18 protein-coding genes are annotated in these 22,396 nt (G+C 67.0%); all 18 read right to left on the bottom strand.

The window, feature by feature from the left end:
• Positions 1-283 precede the first annotated feature (283 nt).
• Positions 284-1,048, bottom strand: a complete 765-nt coding sequence (locus HWX31_RS13450; RefSeq protein WP_174964599.1) for an enoyl-CoA hydratase — start codon at positions 1,046-1,048, stop codon at positions 284-286.
• 90 nt (positions 1,049-1,138) lie between these two features.
• Positions 1,139-2,338, bottom strand: a complete 1,200-nt coding sequence (locus tag HWX31_RS13445) for an acetyl-CoA C-acyltransferase (RefSeq protein ID WP_059713901.1) — start codon at positions 2,336-2,338, stop codon at positions 1,139-1,141.
• A 76-nt stretch (positions 2,339-2,414) separates the two neighbouring features.
• Positions 2,415-4,850, bottom strand: a complete 2,436-nt coding sequence (locus tag HWX31_RS13440) for a 3-hydroxyacyl-CoA dehydrogenase/enoyl-CoA hydratase family protein (protein WP_174964600.1) — start codon at positions 4,848-4,850, stop codon at positions 2,415-2,417.
• 114 nt (positions 4,851-4,964) lie between these two features.
• Positions 4,965-6,752, bottom strand: a complete 1,788-nt coding sequence (locus HWX31_RS13435; RefSeq protein ID WP_174964601.1) for an acyl-CoA dehydrogenase C-terminal domain-containing protein — start codon at positions 6,750-6,752, stop codon at positions 4,965-4,967.
• Positions 6,753-6,809: 57 nt separating this feature from the next.
• Positions 6,810-7,409 carry a TetR/AcrR family transcriptional regulator gene (locus tag HWX31_RS13430; protein ID WP_010090716.1) on the bottom strand — a complete coding sequence of 200 codons (600 nt, stop codon included), beginning with the start codon at positions 7,407-7,409 and terminating at the stop codon, positions 6,810-6,812.
• 197 nt (positions 7,410-7,606) lie between these two features.
• On the bottom strand, positions 7,607-8,896 hold the full coding sequence (gene clsB, locus HWX31_RS13425) for a cardiolipin synthase ClsB (protein WP_174964602.1): 1,290 nt from the start codon (positions 8,894-8,896) through the stop codon (positions 7,607-7,609).
• Positions 8,893-9,405 (bottom strand): dihydroneopterin triphosphate diphosphatase, encoded by a 513-nt coding sequence (nudB, locus tag HWX31_RS13420; protein WP_174964603.1) that lies wholly within the window; start codon positions 9,403-9,405, stop codon positions 8,893-8,895. Before nudB ends, clsB begins: the two co-directional genes overlap by 4 nt.
• 156 nt (positions 9,406-9,561) lie before the next feature.
• Entirely contained in the window at positions 9,562-11,364 is a 1,803-nt protein-coding gene (gene aspS / locus HWX31_RS13415; RefSeq protein WP_042586281.1) for an aspartate--tRNA ligase, read from the bottom strand.
• Between the two features lie 60 nt (positions 11,365-11,424).
• Positions 11,425-12,075, bottom strand: coding sequence for a DUF502 domain-containing protein (locus HWX31_RS13410; RefSeq protein WP_010090712.1), 651 nt, complete (start codon positions 12,073-12,075; stop codon positions 11,425-11,427).
• A 61-nt stretch (positions 12,076-12,136) separates the two neighbouring features.
• Positions 12,137-12,463: an FmdB family zinc ribbon protein gene (locus HWX31_RS13405; protein WP_059612106.1), complete on the bottom strand. Its 327-nt coding sequence runs from the start codon at positions 12,461-12,463 to the stop codon at positions 12,137-12,139.
• A 107-nt stretch (positions 12,464-12,570) separates the two neighbouring features.
• A complete protein-coding gene (locus HWX31_RS13400) occupies positions 12,571-13,206 on the bottom strand; it encodes a methyltransferase domain-containing protein (RefSeq protein WP_174964604.1) in 636 nt (211 codons plus the stop codon).
• 21 nt (positions 13,207-13,227) lie between these two features.
• Positions 13,228-14,805: a ubiquinone biosynthesis regulatory protein kinase UbiB gene (ubiB, locus tag HWX31_RS13395; protein ID WP_174964605.1), complete on the bottom strand. Its 1,578-nt coding sequence runs from the start codon at positions 14,803-14,805 to the stop codon at positions 13,228-13,230.
• A gap of 12 nt (positions 14,806-14,817) precedes the next feature.
• On the bottom strand, positions 14,818-15,444 hold the full coding sequence (locus HWX31_RS13390) for a ubiquinone biosynthesis accessory factor UbiJ (protein WP_059612112.1): 627 nt from the start codon (positions 15,442-15,444) through the stop codon (positions 14,818-14,820).
• A gap of 135 nt (positions 15,445-15,579) precedes the next feature.
• Positions 15,580-16,590 (bottom strand): Tim44 domain-containing protein, encoded by a 1,011-nt coding sequence (locus tag HWX31_RS13385; protein ID WP_059615497.1) that lies wholly within the window; start codon positions 16,588-16,590, stop codon positions 15,580-15,582.
• Between the two features lie 41 nt (positions 16,591-16,631).
• The gene (ubiE, locus tag HWX31_RS13380) at positions 16,632-17,363 is read right to left on the bottom strand and encodes a bifunctional demethylmenaquinone methyltransferase/2-methoxy-6-polyprenyl-1,4-benzoquinol methylase UbiE (RefSeq protein WP_059612114.1); all 732 of its coding nucleotides are present in this window, start codon (positions 17,361-17,363) and stop codon (positions 16,632-16,634) included.
• A gap of 52 nt (positions 17,364-17,415) precedes the next feature.
• Positions 17,416-17,829, bottom strand: a complete 414-nt coding sequence (locus tag HWX31_RS13375; RefSeq protein WP_059612116.1) for a gamma-butyrobetaine hydroxylase family protein — start codon at positions 17,827-17,829, stop codon at positions 17,416-17,418.
• Positions 17,826-18,269 carry an HIT family protein gene (locus tag HWX31_RS13370; RefSeq protein WP_059612203.1) on the bottom strand — a complete coding sequence of 148 codons (444 nt, stop codon included), beginning with the start codon at positions 18,267-18,269 and terminating at the stop codon, positions 17,826-17,828. Before HWX31_RS13370 ends, HWX31_RS13375 begins: the two co-directional genes overlap by 4 nt.
• A 34-nt stretch (positions 18,270-18,303) precedes the next feature.
• Positions 18,304-22,323, bottom strand: a complete 4,020-nt coding sequence (locus HWX31_RS13365) for a DUF3683 domain-containing protein (protein WP_059713893.1) — start codon at positions 22,321-22,323, stop codon at positions 18,304-18,306.
• Positions 22,324-22,396 lie beyond the last annotated feature (73 nt).

The raw sequence follows: 22,396 nt of genomic DNA, 5'->3' as shown, positions 1-22,396 counted from the left end.
CGGCCGGATCAAGGGCTGTACCTACGTGACAGCGAAGCGAGACCGGAATGCATTGACGCGCGCGGGGATCGGGAGCCGTGCCGCGGTCAGCTCACGCGTACACGCGCGTCGCCCCCGATCTTGATCGTCGCGATACCGATCCTCGCCTGAATGCGCGGCTTCGCCGCGACCACGTCCGGAATTGCGCCGCCGTCTCGACACCCGTGCGATCGGCCGGCAATCAGCATGCGGGAACGTCGAGCGCGCGACGCATTTCCGGGGTCCTACTTACGTCGATCGTTCGTCACTGAATGGAACGGAAGTCCGGCTTGCGCTTCTCGAAGAACGCGGCCATCGCCTCGCGGGCTTCCGGCCCGCGCAGCATCGCGCCGAATTGCTGCCCCTCTTCCGCCATCCGCTCGGCGATCGACTCGCCGGTGTTCTTCAGCAATGCCTTCGTCACGCGCAGCGACGCGGCCGGCAGCGCGACGAGCTTCGCCGCCTGCTTCGCCGCGAACGCGTCGAGCTCGGCCGCCGGCAGCACGCGGTTGACGATGCCGATCCGGTGCGCGTCGAGCGCGTCGAACGGCTCGCCGAGCAGCAGCTTCTCGGCTGCGACCTGATGCCCCGCGAGACGCGGCAGCAGCAGGCTCGACGCGGCCTCCGGGCACAGCCCGAGCTGCACGAACGGCAGCGAGAACGACGCCGTGTCGGCAGCATAGACGAGGTCGCAATGCAGCAGCATCGTCACGCCGACGCCGACCGCGATGCCCGGCACCGCGGCAACGATCGGTTTCGACGCGCTGCTGATGCGCGCGAGAAACTGGAACACCGGCGCGCTGTCGTCCTTCGGCGGCGCCTTCATGAAATCCTCGAGATCGTTGCCCGCGCTGAAGATGCCGTCGCTGCCGCGCAGCAGGATCGCGCGAACCTCCTTGTCCTCCTGCGCTTCGCCGAGCGCGTCGGCCATCGTCTGGTACATCGCGGCCGTCAGCGCGTTCTTCTTCGCCGGCCGTGCAATGGTGATCGTCATCACGCCGTCGGCGCGTTCCACCTGGATGTCCGTCACAAGCGTCTCCTTGGCTGTATCCATTCCGAATGAAAAAAACGGTGCGCGAGCTCGTGGCCCGCGCACCGTCGTACTGCTGGTTCGCCTCGCTTACAGGCGTTCGATGATGCCCGCGGCGCCCATGCCGGTGCCGACACACATCGTCACCATGCCGTACTTCAGGTTGCGGCGGCGCAGGCCGTGCACGACGGTCGCGGCGCGGATCGCACCGGTTGCGCCGAGCGGGTGGCCGAGCGCGATCGCGCCGCCCACCGGGTTGACCTTCGACGGGTCGAGGCCGAGGTCGCGGATCACCGCCAGCGATTGCGCGGCGAACGCTTCGTTCAGCTCGATCCAGTCGAGATCGTCCTGCTTCAGGCCCGCGGCCTTCAGCGCGGCCGGAATCGCTTCCTTCGGGCCGATGCCCATGATTTCCGGCGGCACGCCGCGCACCGCGAAGCTCACGAAGCGCGCGAGCGGCGTCAGGTTGAACTGCTTGAGCACCTTCTCCGACACGACGAGCAGCGCGCCCGCGCCGTCCGACGTCTGCGAGCTGTTGCCGGCCGTGACCGAGCCCTTGTTCGCGAACACCGTGCGCAGCTTCGCGAGGCCTTCGAGCGACGTGTCCGCGCGCGGGCCTTCGTCGAGCGCGATCTCGCGCGTCTTCACGTCGATCGCGCCGGTCGCGAGGTTCGGGAAGCGTTCGGTGATCGTGTACGGCGCGATCTCGTCGCCGAATTCGCCGGCCTGCTGCGCGGCGAGCGCCTTGCGGTGCGATTCGACCGAGAACGCGTCCTGGTCGTCGCGGCTCACCTTCCACTGCTCGGCGACGCGCTCGGCGGTCAGGCCCATCCCGTACGCGATGCCGAAGTCCTCGCTGCGATCGAAGATATGCGGCGACATCGACGGCTTGTTGCCCATCATCGGCACCATGCTCATCGATTCGCAGCCGCCCGCGAACAGCGCGTCCGATTCGCCGACGCGGATGCGGTCCGCCGCCATCGCCAGCGCGGTGATGCCCGATGCGCAGAAGCGGTTGACCGTCACGCCGCCGACCGTCTGCGGCAGGCCCGCGAGCAGCGCGCCCATCCGCGCGACGTTCAGGCCCTGCTCGGCTTCCGGAATCGCGCAGCCGATGATCGCGTCCTCGATCAGCTTCGTGTCGAAGCCGGGCACCTGCGCGACCGCCGACTTGATCGCGTGAACCAGCAGCTCGTCGGGACGCGTGTTCTTGAAGACACCGCGCGGGGCCTTGCCGATCGGCGTGCGGCTCGCGGCGACGATGTATGCGTCTTGCAATTGTTTGCTCATTTCAGACTCCTTGCCTTGGCGTGTCGACCAGAGTTGGCGCTTCAGCACTTGCTCTGGTCCCATGCATCGCATTCGCTCAGTTACGCACCGGCTTGCCGGTCTGCAACATGCCCATGATCCGTTCCTGCGTCTTCTGCGTGCCGAGCAGCTCGACGAACGCGCGGCGCTCGAGCGCCAGCAGCCATTCCTCGTCGACGAGGCTGCCCGCCTCGACGTCGCCGCCGCACACCGCTTCCGCGATGCGGCTCGCGATCAGGAAGTCGTGGTCGCTGATGAAGCGGCCGTCGCGCATGTTGACGAGCGATGCCTTGATCGTCGCGATCGCCGAGCGGCCCGCGACCGGCACGTCCTTCGCCTTCAGCGGCGCGCGGTAGCCGGTGTCGGCGAGCGCGCGCGCTTCCTTCTTCGCGGTGTCGAGCAGCTCGAACACGTTGAACACGATCGTGTCGGACGGCTTCACGTAGCCCATCGCACGTGCGTCGTGCGCAGAGGCCGACACCTTCGCCATTGCCGCGTTCTCGAACGACTTCGTGACGAACTTCAGGATCTCGGTGGTCGCGTTCGCGGCGGTAGCCGCGTCCGCCGCGCGCAGCGCCGCTTCCTTCAGGCCGCCGCCGGCCGGCACCAGGCCGACGCCCACTTCGACGAGGCCGATGTAGCTCTCGACGTGCACGACGCGCTTCGCGCTGTGCAGCATCAGCTCGCACCCGCCGCCGAGCGCGATGCCCGACACGGCCGCGACGACCGGCACGTTCGCGTACTTCACGCGCATCATCCCGTCCTGGAACTTCTTCACGAACGGCTCGATGCCCGCAGCTCCCCCCATCATGAACGCCGGCATCGCCTCTTCGAGGTTCGCGCCCGCCGAGAACGGGCCGCCCGGCGCACCGAGCTTCAGCGACGTCGGCTGCCAGATCACGACGCCCTTGTAGTCCTTCTCCGCGAGCTCGATCGCCTGCACGAGGCCGTCGATCACGCTCGGGCCGATCGTGTTCATCTTCGACTTGAACGACACGATCACGACATCGTCCTCGCCCGCGCGGTCATCGACCCACGCGCGCACCGAGTCGGTCTCGAACAGCGTCTTGCCGTAGGTCTTCGGGTCGGCGCCCGCTTCGCCCAGCAGCGGCGCGCGGAACACCTGCTTGTTGTAGACGGCGAGGTCCGAGCGCGGCACGAAGCGCTTCGACGCCGGCGCCCACGAGCCTTCGGCCGTGTGCACGCCGCCATTCTCGGCGACCGGGCCTTCGAGCACCCAGGCCGGCAGCGGTGCGTTCGCGAGCGCCTTGCCCGCGGCGATGTCTTCCTGCACCCACTCGGCGACCTGCTTCCAGCCGGCGGCCTGCCAGCCTTCGAACGGGCCTTCGTTCCAGCCGAAGCCCCAGCGGATCGCGAGATCGACGTCGCGCGCGTTGTCGGCGATCGACTCCAGATGCACGCCGATGTAGTGGAACACGTCGCGGAAGATCGACCACAGGAACTGCGCGTGCGGATGGTCCGTCTCGCGCAGCAGCTTCAGGCGTTCGGCCGGCGGACGCTTCAGGATGCGCGCGACGGTCTCGTCGGCCTTCGCGCCCGAATCGACGTAGGCGCCCGTCTTCGCGTCGAGCACCTTGATCGCCTTGCCTTCCTTCTTGTAGAAGCCGCCGCCCGTCTTCTGGCCGAGCGCGCCCTGCTTCACCAGCTCGGCGAGCACGGCAGGCGTCTGGTAGACCGGGAAGAACGGATCGTCGGCGAGGTTGTCCTGCATCGTCTTGATCACGTGCGCCATCGTGTCGAGGCCGACTACGTCCGCGGTGCGGAACGTCGCCGACTTCGCGCGGCCGAGGCGGCTGCCGGTCAGGTCGTCGACTTCGTCGAAGCGCAGGCCGAACTTCGCGGCCTCGGTGATCACCGCGAGGATCGAGAAGATGCCGACGCGGTTCGCGATGAAGTTCGGCGTGTCCTTCGCGCGCACGACGCCCTTGCCGACGACGCTCGTCAGGAACGTCTCGAGCTGGTCGAGGATTTCCGGGCGCGTATGCGCGGTCGGGATCAGCTCGACGAGGTGCATGTAGCGCGGCGGGTTGAAGAAGTGCACGCCGCAGAAGCGCGCCTTCAGCTCGTCGGAGAAGCCGTCCGACAGCGTCGTGATCGACAGGCCCGACGTGTTGGTCGCGAAGATCGCGTTCGGTGCGAGGTGCGGCGCGACCTTTTTGTACAGGTCGTGCTTCCAGTCCATCCGCTCGGCGATCGCCTCGATCACGACGTCGCACTCGGCGAGCTTCGCGATGTCGTCCTCGTAGTTCGCGGCTTCGAGGTATTTCGCGTCGTCCTTCACGCCGAACGGCGCGGGCGACAGCTTCTTCAGGTTCTCGATCGCCTTCAGCGCGATCGCATTCTTCGGGCCTTCCTTGGCCGGCAGGTCGAACAGCAGCACCGGCACGCGTGCGTTGACGAGATGCGCGGCGATCTGCGCGCCCATCACGCCGGCGCCCAGCACGGCCACCTTGCGAATGATGAAATTGCTCACGGGATGTCTCCGGATAGTGTCGCGTAGCGCGGGATGGTGAGGGCTACGCAGCGTAGTGAGGTTCTGCAAACGCATCGTCCGGGCGGAGCGCGGCGCGCCCCGCCCGATGCCGCATCAGAACAGCGACTCGTCGACTTCCATCATCGTCTTCGAGCCGGCGCGCGCGGCGCGGATCGTCGCGGCCGTTTCCGGCAGCAGGCGCGCGAAATAGAAGCGCGCCGTCGCGAGTTTCGACTTGTAGAACGGATCGCCCGACGCTTCGTTGTCGAGCGCGAGGCGCGCCATGCGGGCCCAGAAGTACGAGAACACGAGGTGGCCGACGGTGCGCAGGTACGGCACGGCCGCAGCGCCGACTTCGTCCGGGTTCTGCATCGCCTTCATGCCGATTTCCATCGTCAGCTTCTGCACCTTCTCGCCGATGTCCGCGAGCGGGTTGACGAACTCGCCCATCTCCGGCTTCACGCCTTCCGCCTCGACGAAATCCGACACGAGCTTGCCGAACTTCTTCAGCTTCGCGCCCATGTCGCCGAGCACCTTGCGGCCCAGCAGGTCGAGCGACTGGATCGAGTTCGTGCCTTCGTAGATCATGTTGATCCGCGCGTCGCGCACGTACTGCTCCATGCCCCACTCGGAGATGAAGCCGTGGCCGCCGTAGATCTGCATCGCATGGTTCGTGCACTCGAACGCGTTGTCGGTCAGGAACGCCTTGATGATCGGCGTGAGCAGCGCGACGAGATCGGCCGCTTCCTTGCGCACTGCTTCATCGCCGTGCGACAGCTCCTTGTCGATCTGCAGCGCCGACCAGTACGTGAACGCGCGTGCGCCTTCCGCGTAGGCCTTCTGCGTGAGCAGCATGCGACGCACGTCCGGATGAACGATGATCGGGTCGGCCGGCTTGTCCGGCGCCTTCGGGCCCGTCAGCGAGCGCATCTGCAGGCGCTCCTTCGCATACGTCAGCGAGTTCTGGTAAGCGACTTCCGTGAGGCCGAGGCCCTGCATGCCGACGCCGAGACGCGCGGCATTCATCATCACGAACATCGCGTTGAGGCCCTTGTTCGGCTCGCCGACCATCCAGCCCTTCGCGTTGTCGAGGTTCATCACGCAGGTCGAATTGCCGTGGATCCCCATCTTGTGCTCGATCGAGCCGCACTTGACGCCGTTGCGCTCGCCCGGCTCGCCCGCCGCATCGGGGATGAACTTCGGCACGATGAACAGCGAGATCCCCTTCGTGCCTTGCGGCGCGTCCGGCAGGCGCGCGAGCACGAGGTGGACGATGTTCTTCGACATGTCGTGCTCGCCGCTCGAGATGAAGATCTTCGTGCCGCTGATCGAGTACGAGCCGTCGCCGTTCGGTTCGGCCTTGGTGCGCAGGATGCCGAGATCGGTGCCGCAGTGCGGCTCGGTCAGGCACATCGTGCCCGTCCATTCGCCCGATACGAGCTTCGGCAGATACTGCTTCTGGAGTTCCGGCGCGCCGTGCGCATGCAGGCATTCGTAGGCGCCGTGCGACAGGCCCGGATACATCGTCCATGCCTGGTTCGCCGAGTTCAGCATTTCGTAGAGCGCGTTGTTCACGAACGCGGGCAGCCCCTGGCCGCCGTAGTCGGGATCGCAGCCGAGCGCCGGCCAGCCGGCCTCGACGTATTGCTGGTAGGCCTCCTTGAAGCCGGTCGGGGTCTTCACGACGCCGTCACCGACGTACGTGCAGCCTTCGCGGTCGCCGACCTGGTTCAGCGGGAACAGCACCTCGGAGCAGAACTTGCCCGCCTCTTCGAGGACCTGGTTGATCGTGTCGGCATCGAGGTCCGCATGCTTGGGCATTTGCTTGACTTCGGCTTCGACGTTCAGAAGCTCGTGCAACACGAATTGCATGTCGCGCAGCGGCGCGGCGTACTGTCCCATGACTCTCTCCAAAGTAGGGCAATCGGCTCGAGCTTCTGGCGGGCGGATCACGCGCCGCTAACGGCTCTCGCTCTGATACGAAACAATCGTCTTTTCCAGCGCGGCCCACGTGAGGCGCACCGCATCCGGCGAATGCAGGAAGCGTGCGTCGTGATGCAGGCCGAGCGTGAAGCTGTACAGCTCGAAGAGCATCAGGTCCGGATCGCCGTCCGGGCGCAGATGCCCCTCCTCCTTCGCCTGCGAAATGGCGCGCAGCAGCGCGGCACGCCACGCCGTCACGCTCGCGACCAGCTGCTCGCGCACGGGGCTGTCCGGCCGGTCGTCGTACTCGACGGCTCCGCTGATGTAGATGCACCCGGTCGTCACCTCCTGGATGCGCTTCTCGATCCAGCGCGCCAGCATCGCCCGCAGACGCGGCAGACCGCGCGGCTCGCGCAGGCTCGGAAAGAACACCTCGTTCTCGAAACGATGGTGATACTCGCGCACGACTTCCACCTGCAAATCCTCGCGCGATCCGAAGTGCGCGAACACGCCGCTCTTGCTCATCTGCATGCGCTCGGCCAGCAGGCCGATCGTCAACCCCTCCAGCCCGTCACGGCTGGCGAGGTCCAATGCAGCTTCGAGTATCGCGGCACGCGTCTGTTCGCCTTTTCGCATAGCTATTTCTGTAACCGTTCGGGGGTTCAAATAAAATCGAACGGCCGTACTATTATTGAGTGCGACCGCCCGCGAAACAAGGAAATTATTAGAAACCGGTGTCTAACCGAGTCGCTATTTTGCGCGATTCGGGCCGCGTTGGAAGCGGTTTCCCGCACGGGCGTGCAGAAATGATTTAAGCGGGTGCTTAGTCGTAGTCAGTCGTAGTCGCCGACCGTCAGCACCTTCATCGCGGCGCGGTAGATCGTGTAGGCCAGCCAGTTCAGCACGCGCTCGCCGAGCGGGCGCCGCGCATAGCGCGCCGGGTCGATCTCGCGGCCGTCGGCGAACGCCGCGGCGATCGCGTCGCGCAGCTCGTTCGTGACCGTATCGTGCCGCACCAGCACGACGTTGGCCTCATTGTTCAGCATCAGGCTCAGCGCGTCCAGATTCGACGAGCCGACCGTCGCCCAATTGTCGTCGATCACGGCCACCTTGCCATGCAGCATCGTCTTGTCATATTCGGCAACGCGCACGCCGGCGCGCAGCAGCGCGTGGTAGAGGAACGGCACCGCGGTGTCGAGCGCCGCGAACTCGTTGCGGCCGAGCAGGACCCGCACGTCGACGCCGCGCCGCGCGGCGCCCGTCAGCGCACGGCGCAGCTTGCGGCCCGGCATGAAGTACGGATTCGCGAGCAGGATCCGCTGCCGGGCCTGGCCGATCGCGGCGAGGTACGCCTTCTCGATCGTGCGGCGGTTCACGACGTTGTCGCGCGCGACGAACGCGACGCTCGGCTCGGTCACGATCCTGAGCGCCCCGGCCTTGATCCAGCGGTGGCTGCGTATCCAGCGGCGGAACATGTCCGGGAACGCGTCGCCGCCGGCGAGCCCCGCCGCGTATTGCGCATACGGCTTGTGGCCGAAGCGGATGCGGTGCCATTGCAGCTCGAACGCGGCGCGCACGTCGGACACGACGGGCCCCGTCATCTCGACGCTGAAATCCCAGCGCGGATGCGGGAGCGTCGAGCCGTTCTGCACGTAATCGTCGACGATGTTGATGCCGCCGCAATACGCATACGCGTGATCGACGACCGCAAGCTTGCGGTGCGTGCGCGAGAAGCCGAAGCGGCCGAACAGGTAGCGGTTGTACACGCAGTGCTCGATGCCCGCCCCGGCCCACGCGTCGAACAGCGGCAGGCGCGCCGTGCCGATGCCGTCCGTGATCACGCGCACGCGCACGCCGCGCCGCACGGCGCGCAGCAGCGCGTCCGACACCAGCCGCCCCGCCGCGTCGTCGCAGAAAATGTAGGTTTCGAGCAGCACCTGCTCGCGTGCGGCGTCGATCCGCTCGATCAGCGCGCCGAAGAAGGCCTCGCCCCCCTGGCACAGCCGCACGGCATTGCCCGACGTGAAGGCGAGCCGCGATGCGGAGCCCCGCTCCTGCAGAAACATCTGCCGCAGTTGCGCGAATCGCTTGCGGGCCTCCGGAAGGCCGCCCGTCCCGTTCATGCGGATTCGGGGGTCCGGCCGTCCGGGGTCCGGCCTTCCGGGGTCCGGGCCGCGCGCGCGGGCAATTGCAGGATCGCGTCGGCGTTCGACGGCGAGAAGCAGCGCGCAGCCGCCTCGCGATACGGCAGCCACGCATGGTCGACGTGCTCGCGCGGCGACAGCGTCACGTCGACGCGATGCGGCACGCACAGGCCGAACCAGTGCTCGGTGTTGCGCGTGACGCCGGGGGCATAGCGGTGCAGGTACTGCGGATAGATCGTGTATTCGATCCGGTGATGCCAGTCGACGAGCGCGCTGGCCGGCACCTCCGGCGTGCCGACCACGATGCCGGTTTCCTCGGCCACTTCGCGCGCGGCGGTGACGGCGAGCGGCTCGTCGAGCGCATCCTTCGACCCGGTGACCGATTGCCAGAAATCGGGCTGGTCGGCGCGCTTGATCACCAGTACGTCGAGGTCGGGCGTGTAGATCACGACGAGAACGGATTCGGGAATTTTCGGCGGCTTCGTCATGTTCGTTTCATACGGCGCGAGGCCGCGCGCCGGTTGGGCCGGGCTGCGCGGCGGGTGCTGCGACTGTACCGCAAAAAACGAAAAAGGCGCACCGTTGCGCCTTTTTCGTCGTGCGGCGCGCGTGTCGCCACGCGCGCGTTCAGGGTCGAGCGTGCATTACGCCTTCGGCTGCTCCGGCTGACGCAGGCGGATGTGCAGCTCGCGCAGCTGGCGCTCGTCGACCGGGCTCGGCGCCTGCGTGAGCAGACACTGCGCGCGCTGGGTCTTCGGGAACGCGATCACGTCGCGGATCGAATCGGCGCCGGCCATCATCGTGACGATGCGGTCGAGACCGAACGCGATGCCGCCGTGCGGCGGCGCGCCGTACTGGAGCGCGTCCAGCAGGAAGCCGAACTTCAGTTGCGCCTCTTCCGCGCCGATCTTCAGCGCGCGGAACACCTTGCTCTGCACTTCCTCGCGGTGGATACGCACCGAGCCGCCGCCGATTTCCCAGCCGTTCAGCACCATGTCGTATGCCTTCGCGAGGCAGCGGCCCGGGTCGGTCTCGAGGTACTCGAGGTGCTCGTCCTTCGGGCTCGTGAACGGATGGTGCGCGGCGACGTAGCGCGCGTCTTCGTCGTCGTATTCGAACATCGGGAAGTCGACGACCCACAGCGGCTTCCAGCCCGCCTCGACGAGGCCGTTCGCCTTGCCGAATTCCGAGTGGCCGATCTTCAGGCGCAGCGCGCCGAGGCTGTCGTTGACGACCTTCGCGCGGTCGGCCGCGAAGAAGATGATGTCGCCGTCTTCGGCGCCGGTGCGCTCGAGGATCGCCGCGATCGACGCGTCGTGCAGGTTCTTGACGATCGGGCTCTGCAGGCCGTCGCGGCCCTTCGCCTTCTCGTTGACCTTGATCCACGCGAGGCCCTTCGCGCCGTAGATGCGCACGAATTCCGTGTAGCCGTCGATGTCGCCGCGCGACAGCTCGCCGCCCTTCGGCACGCGCAGCGCCGCGACACGGCCGTCCTTCGCGTTGGCCGGCGTGCTGAACACCTTGAACTCGACGTCCTTCATCGCGTCGGTCAGCTCGGTGAACTCGAGCTTCACGCGCAGGTCAGGCTTGTCCGAACCGAAGCGCGCCATCGCTTCCGAGTACGGCATCACCGGGAACGTCGCATCCAGCTCGACGTCGATCGTCGTCTTGAAGATGTGACGGATCATGTTCTCGAACAGGTCGCGGATTTCCTGCTCGCCGAGGAACGACGTCTCGCAGTCGATCTGCGTGAATTCCGGCTGACGGTCGGCGCGCAGGTCCTCGTCGCGGAAGCACTTGGTGATCTGGTAGTAGCGGTCGAAGTTCGCGACCATCAGCAGCTGCTTGAACAGCTGCGGCGACTGCGGCAGCGCGAAGAACTGGCCCGCGTTCACGCGCGACGGCACGAGGTAGTCGCGCGCGCCTTCCGGCGTGCTCTTCGTCAGCATCGGCGTCTCGATGTCGATGAAGCCCTGCTCGTCGAGGTACTTGCGCGCCTCGATCGCGACGCGGTAGCGCAGGCGCAGGTTGTGCTGCATCTGCGGACGGCGCAGGTCGAGCACGCGATGCGTGAGGCGCGTCGTTTCCGACAGGTTGTCGTCGTCGAGCTGGAACGGCGGCGTGACCGACGCGTTCAGCACGGTCAGCTCGTGGCACAGGACTTCGATCTTGCCGCTCTTCAGGCCCGCGTTGACCGTGCCTTCCGGACGGTTGCGCACGAGGCCCTTCACCTGGACGCAGAACTCGTTGCGCACGCCTTCGGCGGTCGCGAACATCTCCGCGCGGTCCGGATCGCAGACCACCTGCACGAGGCCTTCACGATCGCGCAGGTCGATGAAGATCACACCGCCGTGATCGCGGCGGCGCTGCACCCAGCCGCACAGCGACACGGTTTGGCCCAGCAGGTGTTCGGTCACGAGACCGCAGTATTCAGTTCGCATCGACATGATGTTTGCTTTCGTTCGGTTTGATCAACGGGCGCCGCAACGCGCGGCCCGGGCAATGATTTACAGCGGCGGCTCGACGGGACGGCGGGCGGGCGCCGGTGCCGGCGCTGGGGGCGCCACCACGCCCATCGAGACGATGTACTTCAGCGCGGCATCGACCGACATGTCGAGTTCGATGACTTCGCTCTTCGGCAGCATCAGGAAGAAGCCCGACGTCGGGTTCGGCGTCGTCGGGATGTACACGCTCACGTACTCTTCCGTCAGATGATTGAGCACGTCGCCGCCGGGCGTGCCGGTCAGAAATGCGATCGTATACGACCCGCGGCGCGGATATTCGATCAGGAGCGCCTTGCGGAACGCATTGCCGCTGCTCGACAGCAGCGTGTCCGACACCTGCTTGACGCTCGTGTAGATCGGCCCGACGACCGGAATGTGGCGCACGACCGCATTCCACCACGTGACGAGCTTCTGGCCGATGAAGTTCTGCGTCGCGAGCCCGACGATGAAGATGAACGCGAGCGTCAGCACCGCGCCGATCCCCGGCACGCGGAAACCGAACATCCGCTCCGGCTGCCACGATTCCGGCAGCAGCAGCAGCGTCTGGTCCATCGTGCCGATGATGAGGCCGAGCACCCACAGCGTGATCGCGAGCGGGACGAGGACCAGCAGGCCGGTCAGAAACACCGATTTCAGGGTCGTCTTTTTCATCATCTGCCGTCAAATAGTCGCACCGGCGGCGCGGAATGGGCGCGGCCCGGCGGGGCCGCGACAGTCAACTGCCGGCCGCAGGCGTCGCAGCCGGCGCGGGCGCCGGCGCGGCGCTCGCCGCACCGTCCGAGCCGGACGCGGGCGCGGCGGCTGCCGGCGCCGCATCGCCCGAAGCGGACGACGCTGCCGGCGCGCTCGTGCCGCCCGAGCCGCCGCGGAAATCGGTGACGTACCAGCCCGAGCCCTTCAGCTGAAAGCCCGCAGCGGTCAACTGCTTGCGAAACGCATCCTTCCCGCATTCGGGGCACTGCGACAGCGGCGCGTCGCTCATCTTCTGGAGCACGTCCTTCGCGAAACCGCACGCTTCGCATCGATAGGCGTAGATCGGCATGGTATTTTTTCCCGCAGAAACTGGAAACGGCTTGCAAAACCTTGAATTATAGCCGAAACCCCGGCGCACCCCGGCAACGGCCGGACGCGCCCGGGTAAGCACCGGCTTCAGCGGCGGCGCCACGTGAGCCAGCGCTCGCGCCCTTCGAACACGGGCAGCGAATCGGCGACCGGCAGATCCTCGACCAGTTCGAAGTGCGGGCCGAGCAGCGCGTCGAGTTCCGCCCGGTCGATGCCGAACGGCGGCCCCTTCGGCGTGGCGCCGACAAAGAAGTAGCCGGCCAGCAGCCCGCCGGCCGGCAGCAGCGCGGCCATTTGCGCCGCGTAGCCGGCGCGCCGGTCGCGCGGCAGCGCGCACAGGAATGCGCGCTCATAGACCCATTGCACGTCGAACGGCGGCGCATACGCAAAGAAGTCCGCCTGCTCGACGACGTCCGCGTGCGCGCCGAGCTGCGCCTTCGCGGCGGCAACCGCCTGCTCGGCGAAATCGATTGCCCTGACGGGCCACCCGGCCTGCGCGAGCCATCCCGCTTCCTGCGCGCTGCCGCAGCCGGGAATCAGCACGGCGCACGGCGCGTGGCGGCTCGCAAACGCGCGAAAACCGTCGGGCACGCCGCCGAATTCCCACGGCGTCATGCCGCGCGCGAAGCGCTCGTCCCAGAACGACGCGTCACCCGGGTCGCGCGTCGAGAAATCCGCGGCGCGCGGCGCGGCGGGCGGGGTTTCGCGGGTCGGTTCGGACATCGGATGGCCTCCAGGCGGGTATCAGGCGCTGTACACGAGCGCGAGCAGCACCCGCGCGACGAGCGCGCCGACGCCTACGGCCAGCCCGAAGATCAGCAGCGCCTGCAGCAGCCGGTTGGTGCGCTTCTGCTCGACCAGGATCTGCCGCATCAGGTCCTCGCTCGCGGCGCGCGGCGCGTCGTGGCGCGCGGCGATCGCATGGTGGATCAGGCGCGGCAGTTGCGGCAGCGTCTTGCTCCATTGCGGCGCCTCGACCTTGAAGCGCTCGTACCAGCCGCGCAGGCCGATCTGCTCGGTCATCCAGCGCTCGAGGTACGGCTTCGCGGTCTTCCACAGGTCGAGCTCGGGATCGAGCGAGCGGCCGAGCCCCTCGACGTTCAGCATCGTCTTCTGCAGCAGCACGAGCTGCGGCTGGATCTCGACGTTGAAGCGGCGCGACGTCGAGAACAGGCGCATCAGCACCTGGCCGAGCGAGATGTCCTTCAGCGCGCGGTCGAAATACGGCTCGCACACCGCGCGGATCGCGCTTTCGAGCTCCTCGACCCGCGTGTCCGGCGGCACCCAGCCCGATTCGAGGTGAAGCGTCGCGACGCGGTGGTAGTCGCGCTTGAAGAACGCGAGGAAGTTCTGCGCGAGGTAGTTCTTGTCGAAATCGGACAGCGCGCCGACGATCCCGAAGTCGAGCGCGACATAGCGGCCGAAGGTCTTCGGATCGAGGCTCACCTGGATGTTGCCGGGGTGCATGTCCGCGTGGAAGAAGCCGTCGCGGAACACCTGCGTGAAGAAGATCTCGACGCCCTCGCGCGCGAGCTTCTTGATGTCGACGCCCGCCGTGCGCAGCGTCTCGACCTGGCTGATCGGCACGCCGGACATGCGCTCCATCACGAGCACGGTCGACGTCGAGAAATCCCAGAACATTTCCGGCACGAGCAGCAGGTCGAGGCCCGCGAAGTTGCGGCGCAGCTGGCTGCCGTTCGCCGCCTCGCGCATCAGGTCCAGCTCGTCGTGCAGGTACTTGTCGAATTCGGCGACGACCTCGCGCGGCTTCAGGCGTCGGCCGTCGGCCCACATGCGCTCGGTCCACGTCGCGATGTCGCGCATCAGCGCGAGGTCGGAATCGATGACGGGCAGCATGTTCGGGCGCAGCACCTTCACCGCGACCGCCTTGCCCGCGTGCACGCCCTGCTTGAGCTTCGCGAAGTGCACCTGCGCGATCGACGCGCTCGCGACCGGCTCGCGCTCGAATTCGTCGAACAGCTCGTCGACCGGCGCGCCGAGCGCCTTCTCGATGAGCCCGATCGCGACCGACGAATCGAACGGCGGCACCTGATCCTGCAGCTTGGCAAGCTCGTTCGCGAAATCGACCGACAGCAGGTCGCGGCGCGTCGACAGCACCTGGCCGAATTTCACGAAGATCGGGCCGAGGCTTTCGAGCGCGCGGCGCAGCCGCACCGCCGGCGGATCGGAATAGCGGCGGCCGATCGTCGTGATCCGCAGCAGCAGCTTCACGCGCCGGTCGTCGATCCGGGACAGCATCACCTCGTCGAGGCCGAAGCGGATGACGGTGTAGAGAATTTTGATGAAACGGAAAATGCGCATGCCCGGCGGCCCTCAGTGCGCGCCGCGCGGGCTGCCGCCCGTGCGCGCGCCGATTTTTTGTTCGAGTCGCTCGACCCGCTTCTCGACCCGGGCGAGCGCGTCCCGCGCGCGCGCCAGTTCGGCGTCGAGGTCCGCGAGCGACGCACGCCGGACGACTTGCGGTTTCTCGTCGAGCCAATATTCGACGACAGAATCGAGCACATTGCGGCCGGTGCGGCGCGCGCGCGCGCCGGCGTCGCGCACGACCGTCGCGATCCGGTGCGCCGCCGCGTCGCCGACCAGCTTCGCGAGATCTTCTTCCGGTTCCCAGCGCAGATGCTCGGCCAGCTTCGCGATCTGCGTCGCGAACTCCGCGTCGCCCTCGATCTTCACGTGCTTCATCACGGCCGCCTGCCCGCCCTGCAGGAACGCGGCCACGGTGTCGCCGGCCAGCGCGATCGACACGTCGACGTGCTGCGCGTCCTGCGCATCGACCGCGGACAGGTAGCCGTCGGGCTGCACCAGCAGCGTGAGCGTGACGGGCGGCACGTCGAAGCGGGCGGTCTTGCCCGCGTAGGGAATCAGGCGGTCACGCGCCCAGGATTCGCGCGCGAGCAGGTGATTGACAGCAGCAGCAAAAGGCTTGGCGGCAAAGGTCATCGGGCTGGGAAAGAAAAACCCGCGCGGACCGGACGTCCACGCGGGTTTCTATTGTAACGTCGGATCGGGCAAGACCCGTGTCCGACCGCAAGCCTGAGCGGCAAGCGGTCGCAGCGGCGGGCCGCCCGCCGGCGCTCAGTGCGTGTTGAGCTGCTGGATGCCCGCGAGCAACCAGCCCTGGCTACCCGACTTCGCCAGGTTCCACACTTCGTCGAACGGCGCGGCCGGCGCGTTCGCCGCCTCGCGGATCAGGCCGTGGAAGCGCACGCTCGCCGACTGCTCGATGCCGCGATCCTCGATCGCGACCAGCTCGGCGTCGAGCTGCACGACGTCGGTCTGGTTCGCTTCGTTGCCGCGCGAATCGAGGTCGATCTTGATCTCGGCGAACATCTCGGGCGTCGTGAACTCGCGGATGTCGGCCAGGTTGCCCTGGTCCCACGCGGCCTGCAGGCGCACGAAGTAGACCTTCGCGCTGCGCAGGAACGCTTCGGTGTCGAAGCCGGCCGGAACCTGCAGCGGCGCCGCTGCGGCGCCCGCAGCCGCAGCCGCACCAGCTGCGCCACCACCGCCGAACACGCCCTGCGCTTCGTTCGCGTAGCTGCTGCCGTTGCCGGCCTGGAACGACGGACCTTGCGAATAGTTGCCCGATGCCGACGCCGAGCCGCCGACCGAGTACGCCGGCTCATTCGAACGGCGGCGATTCATGAACTTGCGGATCAGCCAGATGCCGATCGCCGCGAGCAGCGCGATCACGATCAGGTTCGACATCATGCTGGCGAATGCGCCGCCGAGGCCGAAGTGCGACAGCAGCGCCGCGATGCCGAGACCGGCCGCGAGGCCGGCGATCGGCCCGAGCCAGCGCGAGCGGTTGGGCGCAGCCGGCGTAGGTGCGGCCGGGTTCGCGCGCTGCGCCTGCGACGGCGCGGCCTGCTGCATCGGCTGCTGGGCGGGCGGCGTCGCCTGGCGCTGCGTGACGGTGGAGTTCTGGCGGCCGATGCTGCGCCCGCCGCCCATGCGCCTGGCTTCGGCGTCGAGCGATGCGAACGTGCCGGCCGTGAGCAGGCCGACCATCAGCAGCGTGCCGACCCGTCGAGCCCACGGCTTCGACGGCTTGCTACGGTTGAACAACGAACGCGATTGGGACATCAGCATCTCCAGATGTAAGGCAAACGTATGGAAAGAACCCCTTAATACTTGGTTCCAAGGTGTAAAGCTACCACGCCACCTGACAAATTGTAATATTTGACGGCATCGAGGCCCGCTTGCTCCATCATCGTCTTCAGCGTGTCCTGATCGGGATGCATCCGGATAGATTCAGCAAGATACCGGTAACTGTCGGCATCTTTCGCGAACTTGTCGCCAAGCCACGGTAATACTTTGAAAGAATACAGGTCGTACGCCTTTTTGAGCGGCTCCCAGACTTTCGAGAATTCGAGCACCATCACGCGGCCGCCCGGCTTCGCGACGCGGCGCATCTCGGCGAGCGCGGCATCCTTGTGCGTCATGTTGCGCAGCCCGAACGCGACCGTGACCACGTCGAAGTAGTTGTCCGGAAAGGGAATCTTCTCGGCGTCGCACAGGAGCGACGGCGTCACGACACCCTTGTCGAGCAGCCGGTCGCGACCGACCCGCAGCATCGATTCGTTGATGTCCGTGTGCCAGACCTCGCCGGTCGGCCCGGCGGCCTTCGCGAACGCCTTGGTCAGGTCGCCCGTGCCGGCCGCGATGTCGAGCACCTTGTAGCCCGGGCGGACGTTCGCCTGCGCGATCGTGAATGCCTTCCAGGCACGGTGCATGCCGGCCGACATCAGGTCGTTCATCAGATCGTAGTTGCTCGCGACCGAATGGAACACGCCCGCCACTTTCTTCGCTTTATCGTTTTCCTCGACGCTTTCGAAGCCGAAGTGGGTTTTGCTCATCGCGTTGATCCTCAGTAAATGGCAAGACGGCGCCGAGTGCCGGCGCCGTCGCTCAGTGGCAGTGGCCGTGCGGCGTGCCCGCCGCCTGCATCGGGGCGTCGCGATCGACGCCCGCCGCCTTCAGTTTGTCGAAATAGTCGCGCCAGAGCGCATCCTGCTGCGTCGCCAGCTGGTACAGCAAGTCCCACGAATAGATGCCGGTCGAATGACCGTCGGAGAAGGTCGGCTGCAGCGCGTAGTTGCCGACGCCCTCGAGCGCGGTGATCGTCACTTCGCGCTTGCCGGTCTGCAGGGTTTCCTGGCCTGGCCCGTGGCCGCGCACCTCCGCCGACGGCGAATAGACGCGCATCAGCTCGAACGGGATCCGGTAGTTCTCGCCGGTGGAATACTGCAATTCGAGCACGCGCGACACCGCGTGCACGACGACGCCCGACGGAATCGGGGTCGTGGAAGTCAAACCGCTCATGGCTGCCTCGAATCGGTCATTCGTTGAATCTCTTCACGCACCGCATTGTGCAACAGCGTGGCCTGCGCGGCGCGCGAGCGCAGCAGCGCCTCCGACACGCTGCGCTGCCGCGGCGCCCAGACGGGCTGCGGGAAATGCGCGTCGTTCGAGAAGCGCGGGATCACGTGCCAGTGCACGTGCGGCACCATGTTGCCGAGGCTCGCGAGGTTCACCTTGTTCGGCTGCATCACGCGCCGCACCGCGCGCTCGACCGCGCAGACGACGTCCATCACGCGGGCGCGGTCGGCATCGCCGAGATCGGAGAACTCGGCGACGTGCGCGCCCCAGATCACCCGGCAGAAGCCCGGGTAGTCATGCTCGCCCGTTGCAAGGACGACGCGCAGCATGTCGTCCTGCCAGAGCACCTCGCCGCCGTCTTCACGGCAAAACACGCATTTCATCGTCGCCCCCAGTCGTGCGGTCGTCATGCCCGCATTAGACCAGCACGCGCTCGATCCCGCCATGGTTTGCGCGTGCGACGTAGTCGGCCATCCAGTTCTCGCCGAGCACCTGGCGCGCGATCTCGACGACGATGTAGTCGGCCTCGATGTTCGCGTCCTCGTTGTAGCGCGACAGGCCCTGCAGGCACGACGGGCAGCTCGTCAGGATCTTCACGTCCGCGCCGCCATTCGCGGCCGGGGCCGGCGCGTCGCCGGCCACGACCGGAATGCTGCGCAGCTTTGCCGCACCCTTGCGGATCTCCTCTTCCTTGCGGAAGCGGACCTGCGTCGACACGTCCGGGCGCGTGACCGCGAGCGTGCCCGACTCGCCGCAGCAGCGCTCGTTCTTCTCGATCTTGTAGCCGTCCTTGTCCGAGCCCATCAACTCGTTGACGAGCTTGACCGGGTCCATCGTCTTGATCGGCGTGTGGCACGGGTCGTGATACATGTAGCGCGTGCCCTTCACGCCGTCGAGCTTCATCCCCTTCTCGAGCAGGAACTCGTGGATGTCGATGATCCGGCAGCCCGGGAAGATCTTGTCGAATTCATACCCCGCGAGCTGGTCGTAGCAGGTGCCGCACGACACGACCACCGTCTTGATGTCGAGGTAGTTCAGCGTGTTCGCGACCCGGTGGAACAGCACGCGGTTGTCGGTGACGATCTTCTCGGCCTTGTCGTACTGGCCCGAACCGCGCTGCGGATAGCCGCAGCACAGGTAGCCCGGCGGCAGCACCGTCTGCACGCCCGCTTCCCACAGCATCGCCTGCGTCGCGAGCCCGACCTGCGAGAACAGGCGCTCGGAGCCGCAGCCCGGGAAGTAGAACACCGCTTCCGAATCGACGGTCGTCGATTTCGGGTTGCGGATGATCGGCACGATCTTGTTGTCCTCGATGTCGAGCAGCGCGCGCGCCGTCTTCTTCGGCAGGTTGCCCGGCATCTTCTTGTTGACGAAGTGGATCACCTGCTCGACGACGGGCGGCTTGCCGGTCGTCGCGGGCGGGTGCTGCGTCTGCTTCGTCACGACCTTCTTCAGCATGTCGTTCGCGAAGCGCTGCACCTTGTAGCCGGCGCCCATCATCACGCTGCGCGCGACGTTGATCGTCTGCGGGTTGGTCGCGTTCAGGAAGAACATGCCCGCCGCATTGCCGGCGTTGAATTTCTTCTTGCCCATCTTGCGCAACAGGTTGCGCATGTTCATCGTCACGTCGCCGAAGTCGATCTTCACCGGGCACGGCGTCGCGCACTTGTGGCACACCGTGCAGTGGTCGGCCACGTCGTTGAACTCGTCCCAGTGCTTGATCGACACGCCGCGGCGGGTCTGCTCCTCGTACAGGAACGCCTCGACCAGCAGCGACGTCGCGAGGATCTTGTTGCGCGGGCTGTACAGCAGGTTCGCGCGCGGCACGTGGGTCGCGCACACCGGCTTGCACTTGCCGCAGCGCAGGCAGTCCTTCACCGAATCGGCGATCGCGCCGATGTCGGACTGCTGCATGATCAGCGACTCGTAGCCCATCAGCCCGAAGCTCGGCGTGTACGCGTTGCGAAGATCGGCGCCGTCGAGCAGCTTGCCCTTGTTGAAGCGGCCGTTCGGGTCGACGCGCTGCTTGTACGCGCGGAATTCGGCGATCTCGTCGTCGGTCAGGAACTCGAGCTTCGTGATGCCGATCCCGTGCTCGCCGGAGATCACGCCGTCGAGCGAGCGCGCGAGCGTCATGATGCGCGCGACCGCCGCGTGGGCGTCCTGCAGCATCTCGTAGTTGTCGGAGTTGACCGGCAGGTTCGTGTGGACGTTGCCGTCGCCCGCGTGCATGTGCAGCGCGACGAACACGCGGCCGCGCAGCACCTGCTTGTGGATCGCCTGCGCTTCATCGAGGATCGGCTTGAACGCGCCGCCGTTGAAGATCGCGCGCAGCTCCGCGCGGATCTCCTGCTTCCACGAGATCCGCACCGTGCGGTCCTGCGTGATGTGGAACACGTTCACGCCCGGCTGCTGGTCGACGCGGTCCGCGAACTTCTCCGCGAGCGCCTCGTAGCCGAGCCCGACGAGGTAGTGCTGCGCCTCGCGCAGCGGCTGGTCGAGCCGGTCGCGCACGAACTCCCAGCGCGCACGCACGCGCTTGAGCAGTTCCAGCGCCTGCTGCACGCGGTCTTCCAGCAGCTCGGCGCTCGGAATCTCGTTCGCGTCGTCGGTCTTGCCGAGCGGCAGGTTGCCGCTCGTGAAGAACGCCTCCAGCGCGTCGACGAGCTGCAGCTTGTTCTTCAGCGACAGCTCGATGTTGATGCGCTCGATGCCGTCGGTGTACTCGCCCATCCGGTTCAGCGGGATGACGACGTCCTCGTTGATCTTGAACGCGTTGGTGTGCTTCGCGATCGCGGCGGTGCGGCTGCGGTCGAGCCAGAAGCGCTTGCGCGCCTCCGCGCTGACCGCGACGAAGCCTTCGCCGCTCTTGCCGTTGGCCATCCGCACGACCTCGGACGTCGCGTGCGCGACCGCATCGGCGTCGTCGCCGACGATGTCGCCGATCAGCACCATCTTCGGGAACGCGTTGCGCTTGCTCTTCGTCGCATAGCCGACCGCGCGCAGGTAGCGCTCGTCGAGGTGCTCGAGGCCGGCGAGAATCGCGCCGCCCTGCTTCGACGTCTCGAACAGGTAGTCCTTGATCTCGACGATGCTCGGGATCGCCTCGCGCGCCTGGCCGAAGAATTCGAGGCAGACGGTGCGCGTGTGCGCGGGCATCTTGTGCAGCACCCAGCGCGCGGACGTGATCAGGCCGTCGCAGCCTTCCTTCTGCACGCCCGGCAGGCCGGCGAGGAACTTGTCGGTGACGTCCTTGCCGAGCCCCTCCTTGCGGAACCGGCGGCCCTCGATCTCGAGCATCTCGCTCTTGAGCAGCTTCTCGCCCGGCGCATACGCGCCGTCGAACCACTTCAGCTCGAAACGCGCGACCGGGATGTCGTGGATCTTGCCCTGGTTGTGCTCGTGGCGCGTGACTTCGAGCCAGTTGCCGTCCGGGTCGACCATCCGCCACCAGGCCAGGTTGTCGAGCGCGGTGCCCCACAGCACGGCCTTCTTGCCGCCCGCGTTCATCGCGACGTTGCCGCCGATGCAGGACGCGTCGAGCGAGGTCGGATCGACCGCGAACACGTAGCCGGCCGCCTCGGCCGCTTCCGTCACGCGGCGCGTGACGACGCCCGCGCCGGAGAAGATCGTCGGCACCTTGTGCGCGACGCCCGGCAGCTCGGTCAGCTCGACCGCGCCGAGCTGCTCCAGTTTTTCGGTGTTGATCACCGCCGAGAACGGCGTGAGCGGCACCGCGCCGCCCGTGTAGCCGGTGCCGCCGCCGCGCGGGATCACCGTCAGGCCGAGCTCGAAGCAGGCCTTGATCAGGCCCGCGATTTCCGCTTCGGTGTCCGGGGTCAGCACGACGAACGGGTATTCGACGCGCCAGTCGGTCGCATCGGTCACGTGCGACACGCGCGACAGCCCGTCGAAGCGGATGTTGTCCTTCTGCGTGCAGCGGCCGAGCGCCTTGGTCGCGCGGCGGCGCAGCTCGGCCATCTTGTCGAATTCGTCCGCGAATTCGTCGACCGCGCGCTGCGCGGCGGCCTCGAGCATCCCGACGCGCACCGCGCGCTCGCGGCCCGCGTCGTCCTGGTGTTCGGTCAGGTCGGCGTGGCGGCGCTTCTCGATCTCGCCGAGACGGTGATTCAGCGCCTCGATCAGCAGCGCGCGGCGCTTCGGGTTGTCGAGCAGGTCGTCCTGCAGGTACGGGTTGCGGCGCACGACCCAGATGTCGCCGAGCACTTCGTACAGCATCCGCGCCGAGCGGCCGGTGCGGCGCTCGGCACGCAGCTCGTCGAGCACGGCCCAGGCTTCCTCGCCCAGCAGGCGGATCACGATCTCGCGATCGGAGAACGAGGTGTAGTTGTACGGGATCTCGCGCAGACGAGGTGCGGGGTCGGCGGCGACGGCGGAGGCCGCGCCATGCGGATCGAATACTTGTGGTGCGTTCATGTTCGGACGACTCGGAGGGCCGAAACACCGGGCAACGGGCGTCGGCAAGCGCGTGGGCGCAATCTTGGGGAAA

Source organism: Burkholderia ubonensis, from assembly GCF_902833085.1.
Classification (GTDB): Bacteria; Pseudomonadota; Gammaproteobacteria; order Burkholderiales; family Burkholderiaceae; genus Burkholderia; species Burkholderia ubonensis.
Note: the sequence above shows the minus strand (reverse complement) of the source record. Positions and strands in the feature narration are given on the sequence as shown.

Bases quoted from the DNA above. Each gene is read 5' to 3' on its own strand.
- HWX31_RS13445 (WP_059713901.1), bottom strand. From the start codon at position 2,338: ATGAGCAAACAATTGCAAGACGCATACATCGTCGCCGCGAGCCGCACG.
- HWX31_RS13435 (WP_174964601.1), bottom strand. From the start codon at position 6,752: ATGGGACAGTACGCCGCGCCGCTGCGCGACATGCAATTCGTGTTGCAC.
- HWX31_RS13430 (WP_010090716.1), bottom strand. From the start codon at position 7,409: ATGCGAAAAGGCGAACAGACGCGTGCCGCGATACTCGAAGCTGCATTG.
- clsB (WP_174964602.1), bottom strand. From the start codon at position 8,896: ATGAACGGGACGGGCGGCCTTCCGGAGGCCCGCAAGCGATTCGCGCAA.
- nudB (WP_174964603.1), bottom strand. From the start codon at position 9,405: ATGACGAAGCCGCCGAAAATTCCCGAATCCGTTCTCGTCGTGATCTAC.
- aspS (WP_042586281.1), bottom strand. From the start codon at position 11,364: ATGTCGATGCGAACTGAATACTGCGGTCTCGTGACCGAACACCTGCTG.
- HWX31_RS13410 (WP_010090712.1), bottom strand. From the start codon at position 12,075: ATGATGAAAAAGACGACCCTGAAATCGGTGTTTCTGACCGGCCTGCTG.
- HWX31_RS13405 (WP_059612106.1), bottom strand. From the start codon at position 12,463: ATGCCGATCTACGCCTATCGATGCGAAGCGTGCGGTTTCGCGAAGGAC.
- HWX31_RS13400 (WP_174964604.1), bottom strand. From the start codon at position 13,206: ATGTCCGAACCGACCCGCGAAACCCCGCCCGCCGCGCCGCGCGCCGCG.
- ubiB (WP_174964605.1), bottom strand. From the start codon at position 14,805: ATGCGCATTTTCCGTTTCATCAAAATTCTCTACACCGTCATCCGCTTC.
- HWX31_RS13390 (WP_059612112.1), bottom strand. From the start codon at position 15,444: ATGACCTTTGCCGCCAAGCCTTTTGCTGCTGCTGTCAATCACCTGCTC.
- HWX31_RS13385 (WP_059615497.1), bottom strand. From the start codon at position 16,590: ATGTCCCAATCGCGTTCGTTGTTCAACCGTAGCAAGCCGTCGAAGCCG.
- ubiE (WP_059612114.1), bottom strand. From the start codon at position 17,363: ATGAGCAAAACCCACTTCGGCTTCGAAAGCGTCGAGGAAAACGATAAA.
- HWX31_RS13375 (WP_059612116.1), bottom strand. From the start codon at position 17,829: ATGAGCGGTTTGACTTCCACGACCCCGATTCCGTCGGGCGTCGTCGTG.
- HWX31_RS13370 (WP_059612203.1), bottom strand. From the start codon at position 18,269: ATGAAATGCGTGTTTTGCCGTGAAGACGGCGGCGAGGTGCTCTGGCAG.
- HWX31_RS13365 (WP_059713893.1), bottom strand. From the start codon at position 22,323: ATGAACGCACCACAAGTATTCGATCCGCATGGCGCGGCCTCCGCCGTC.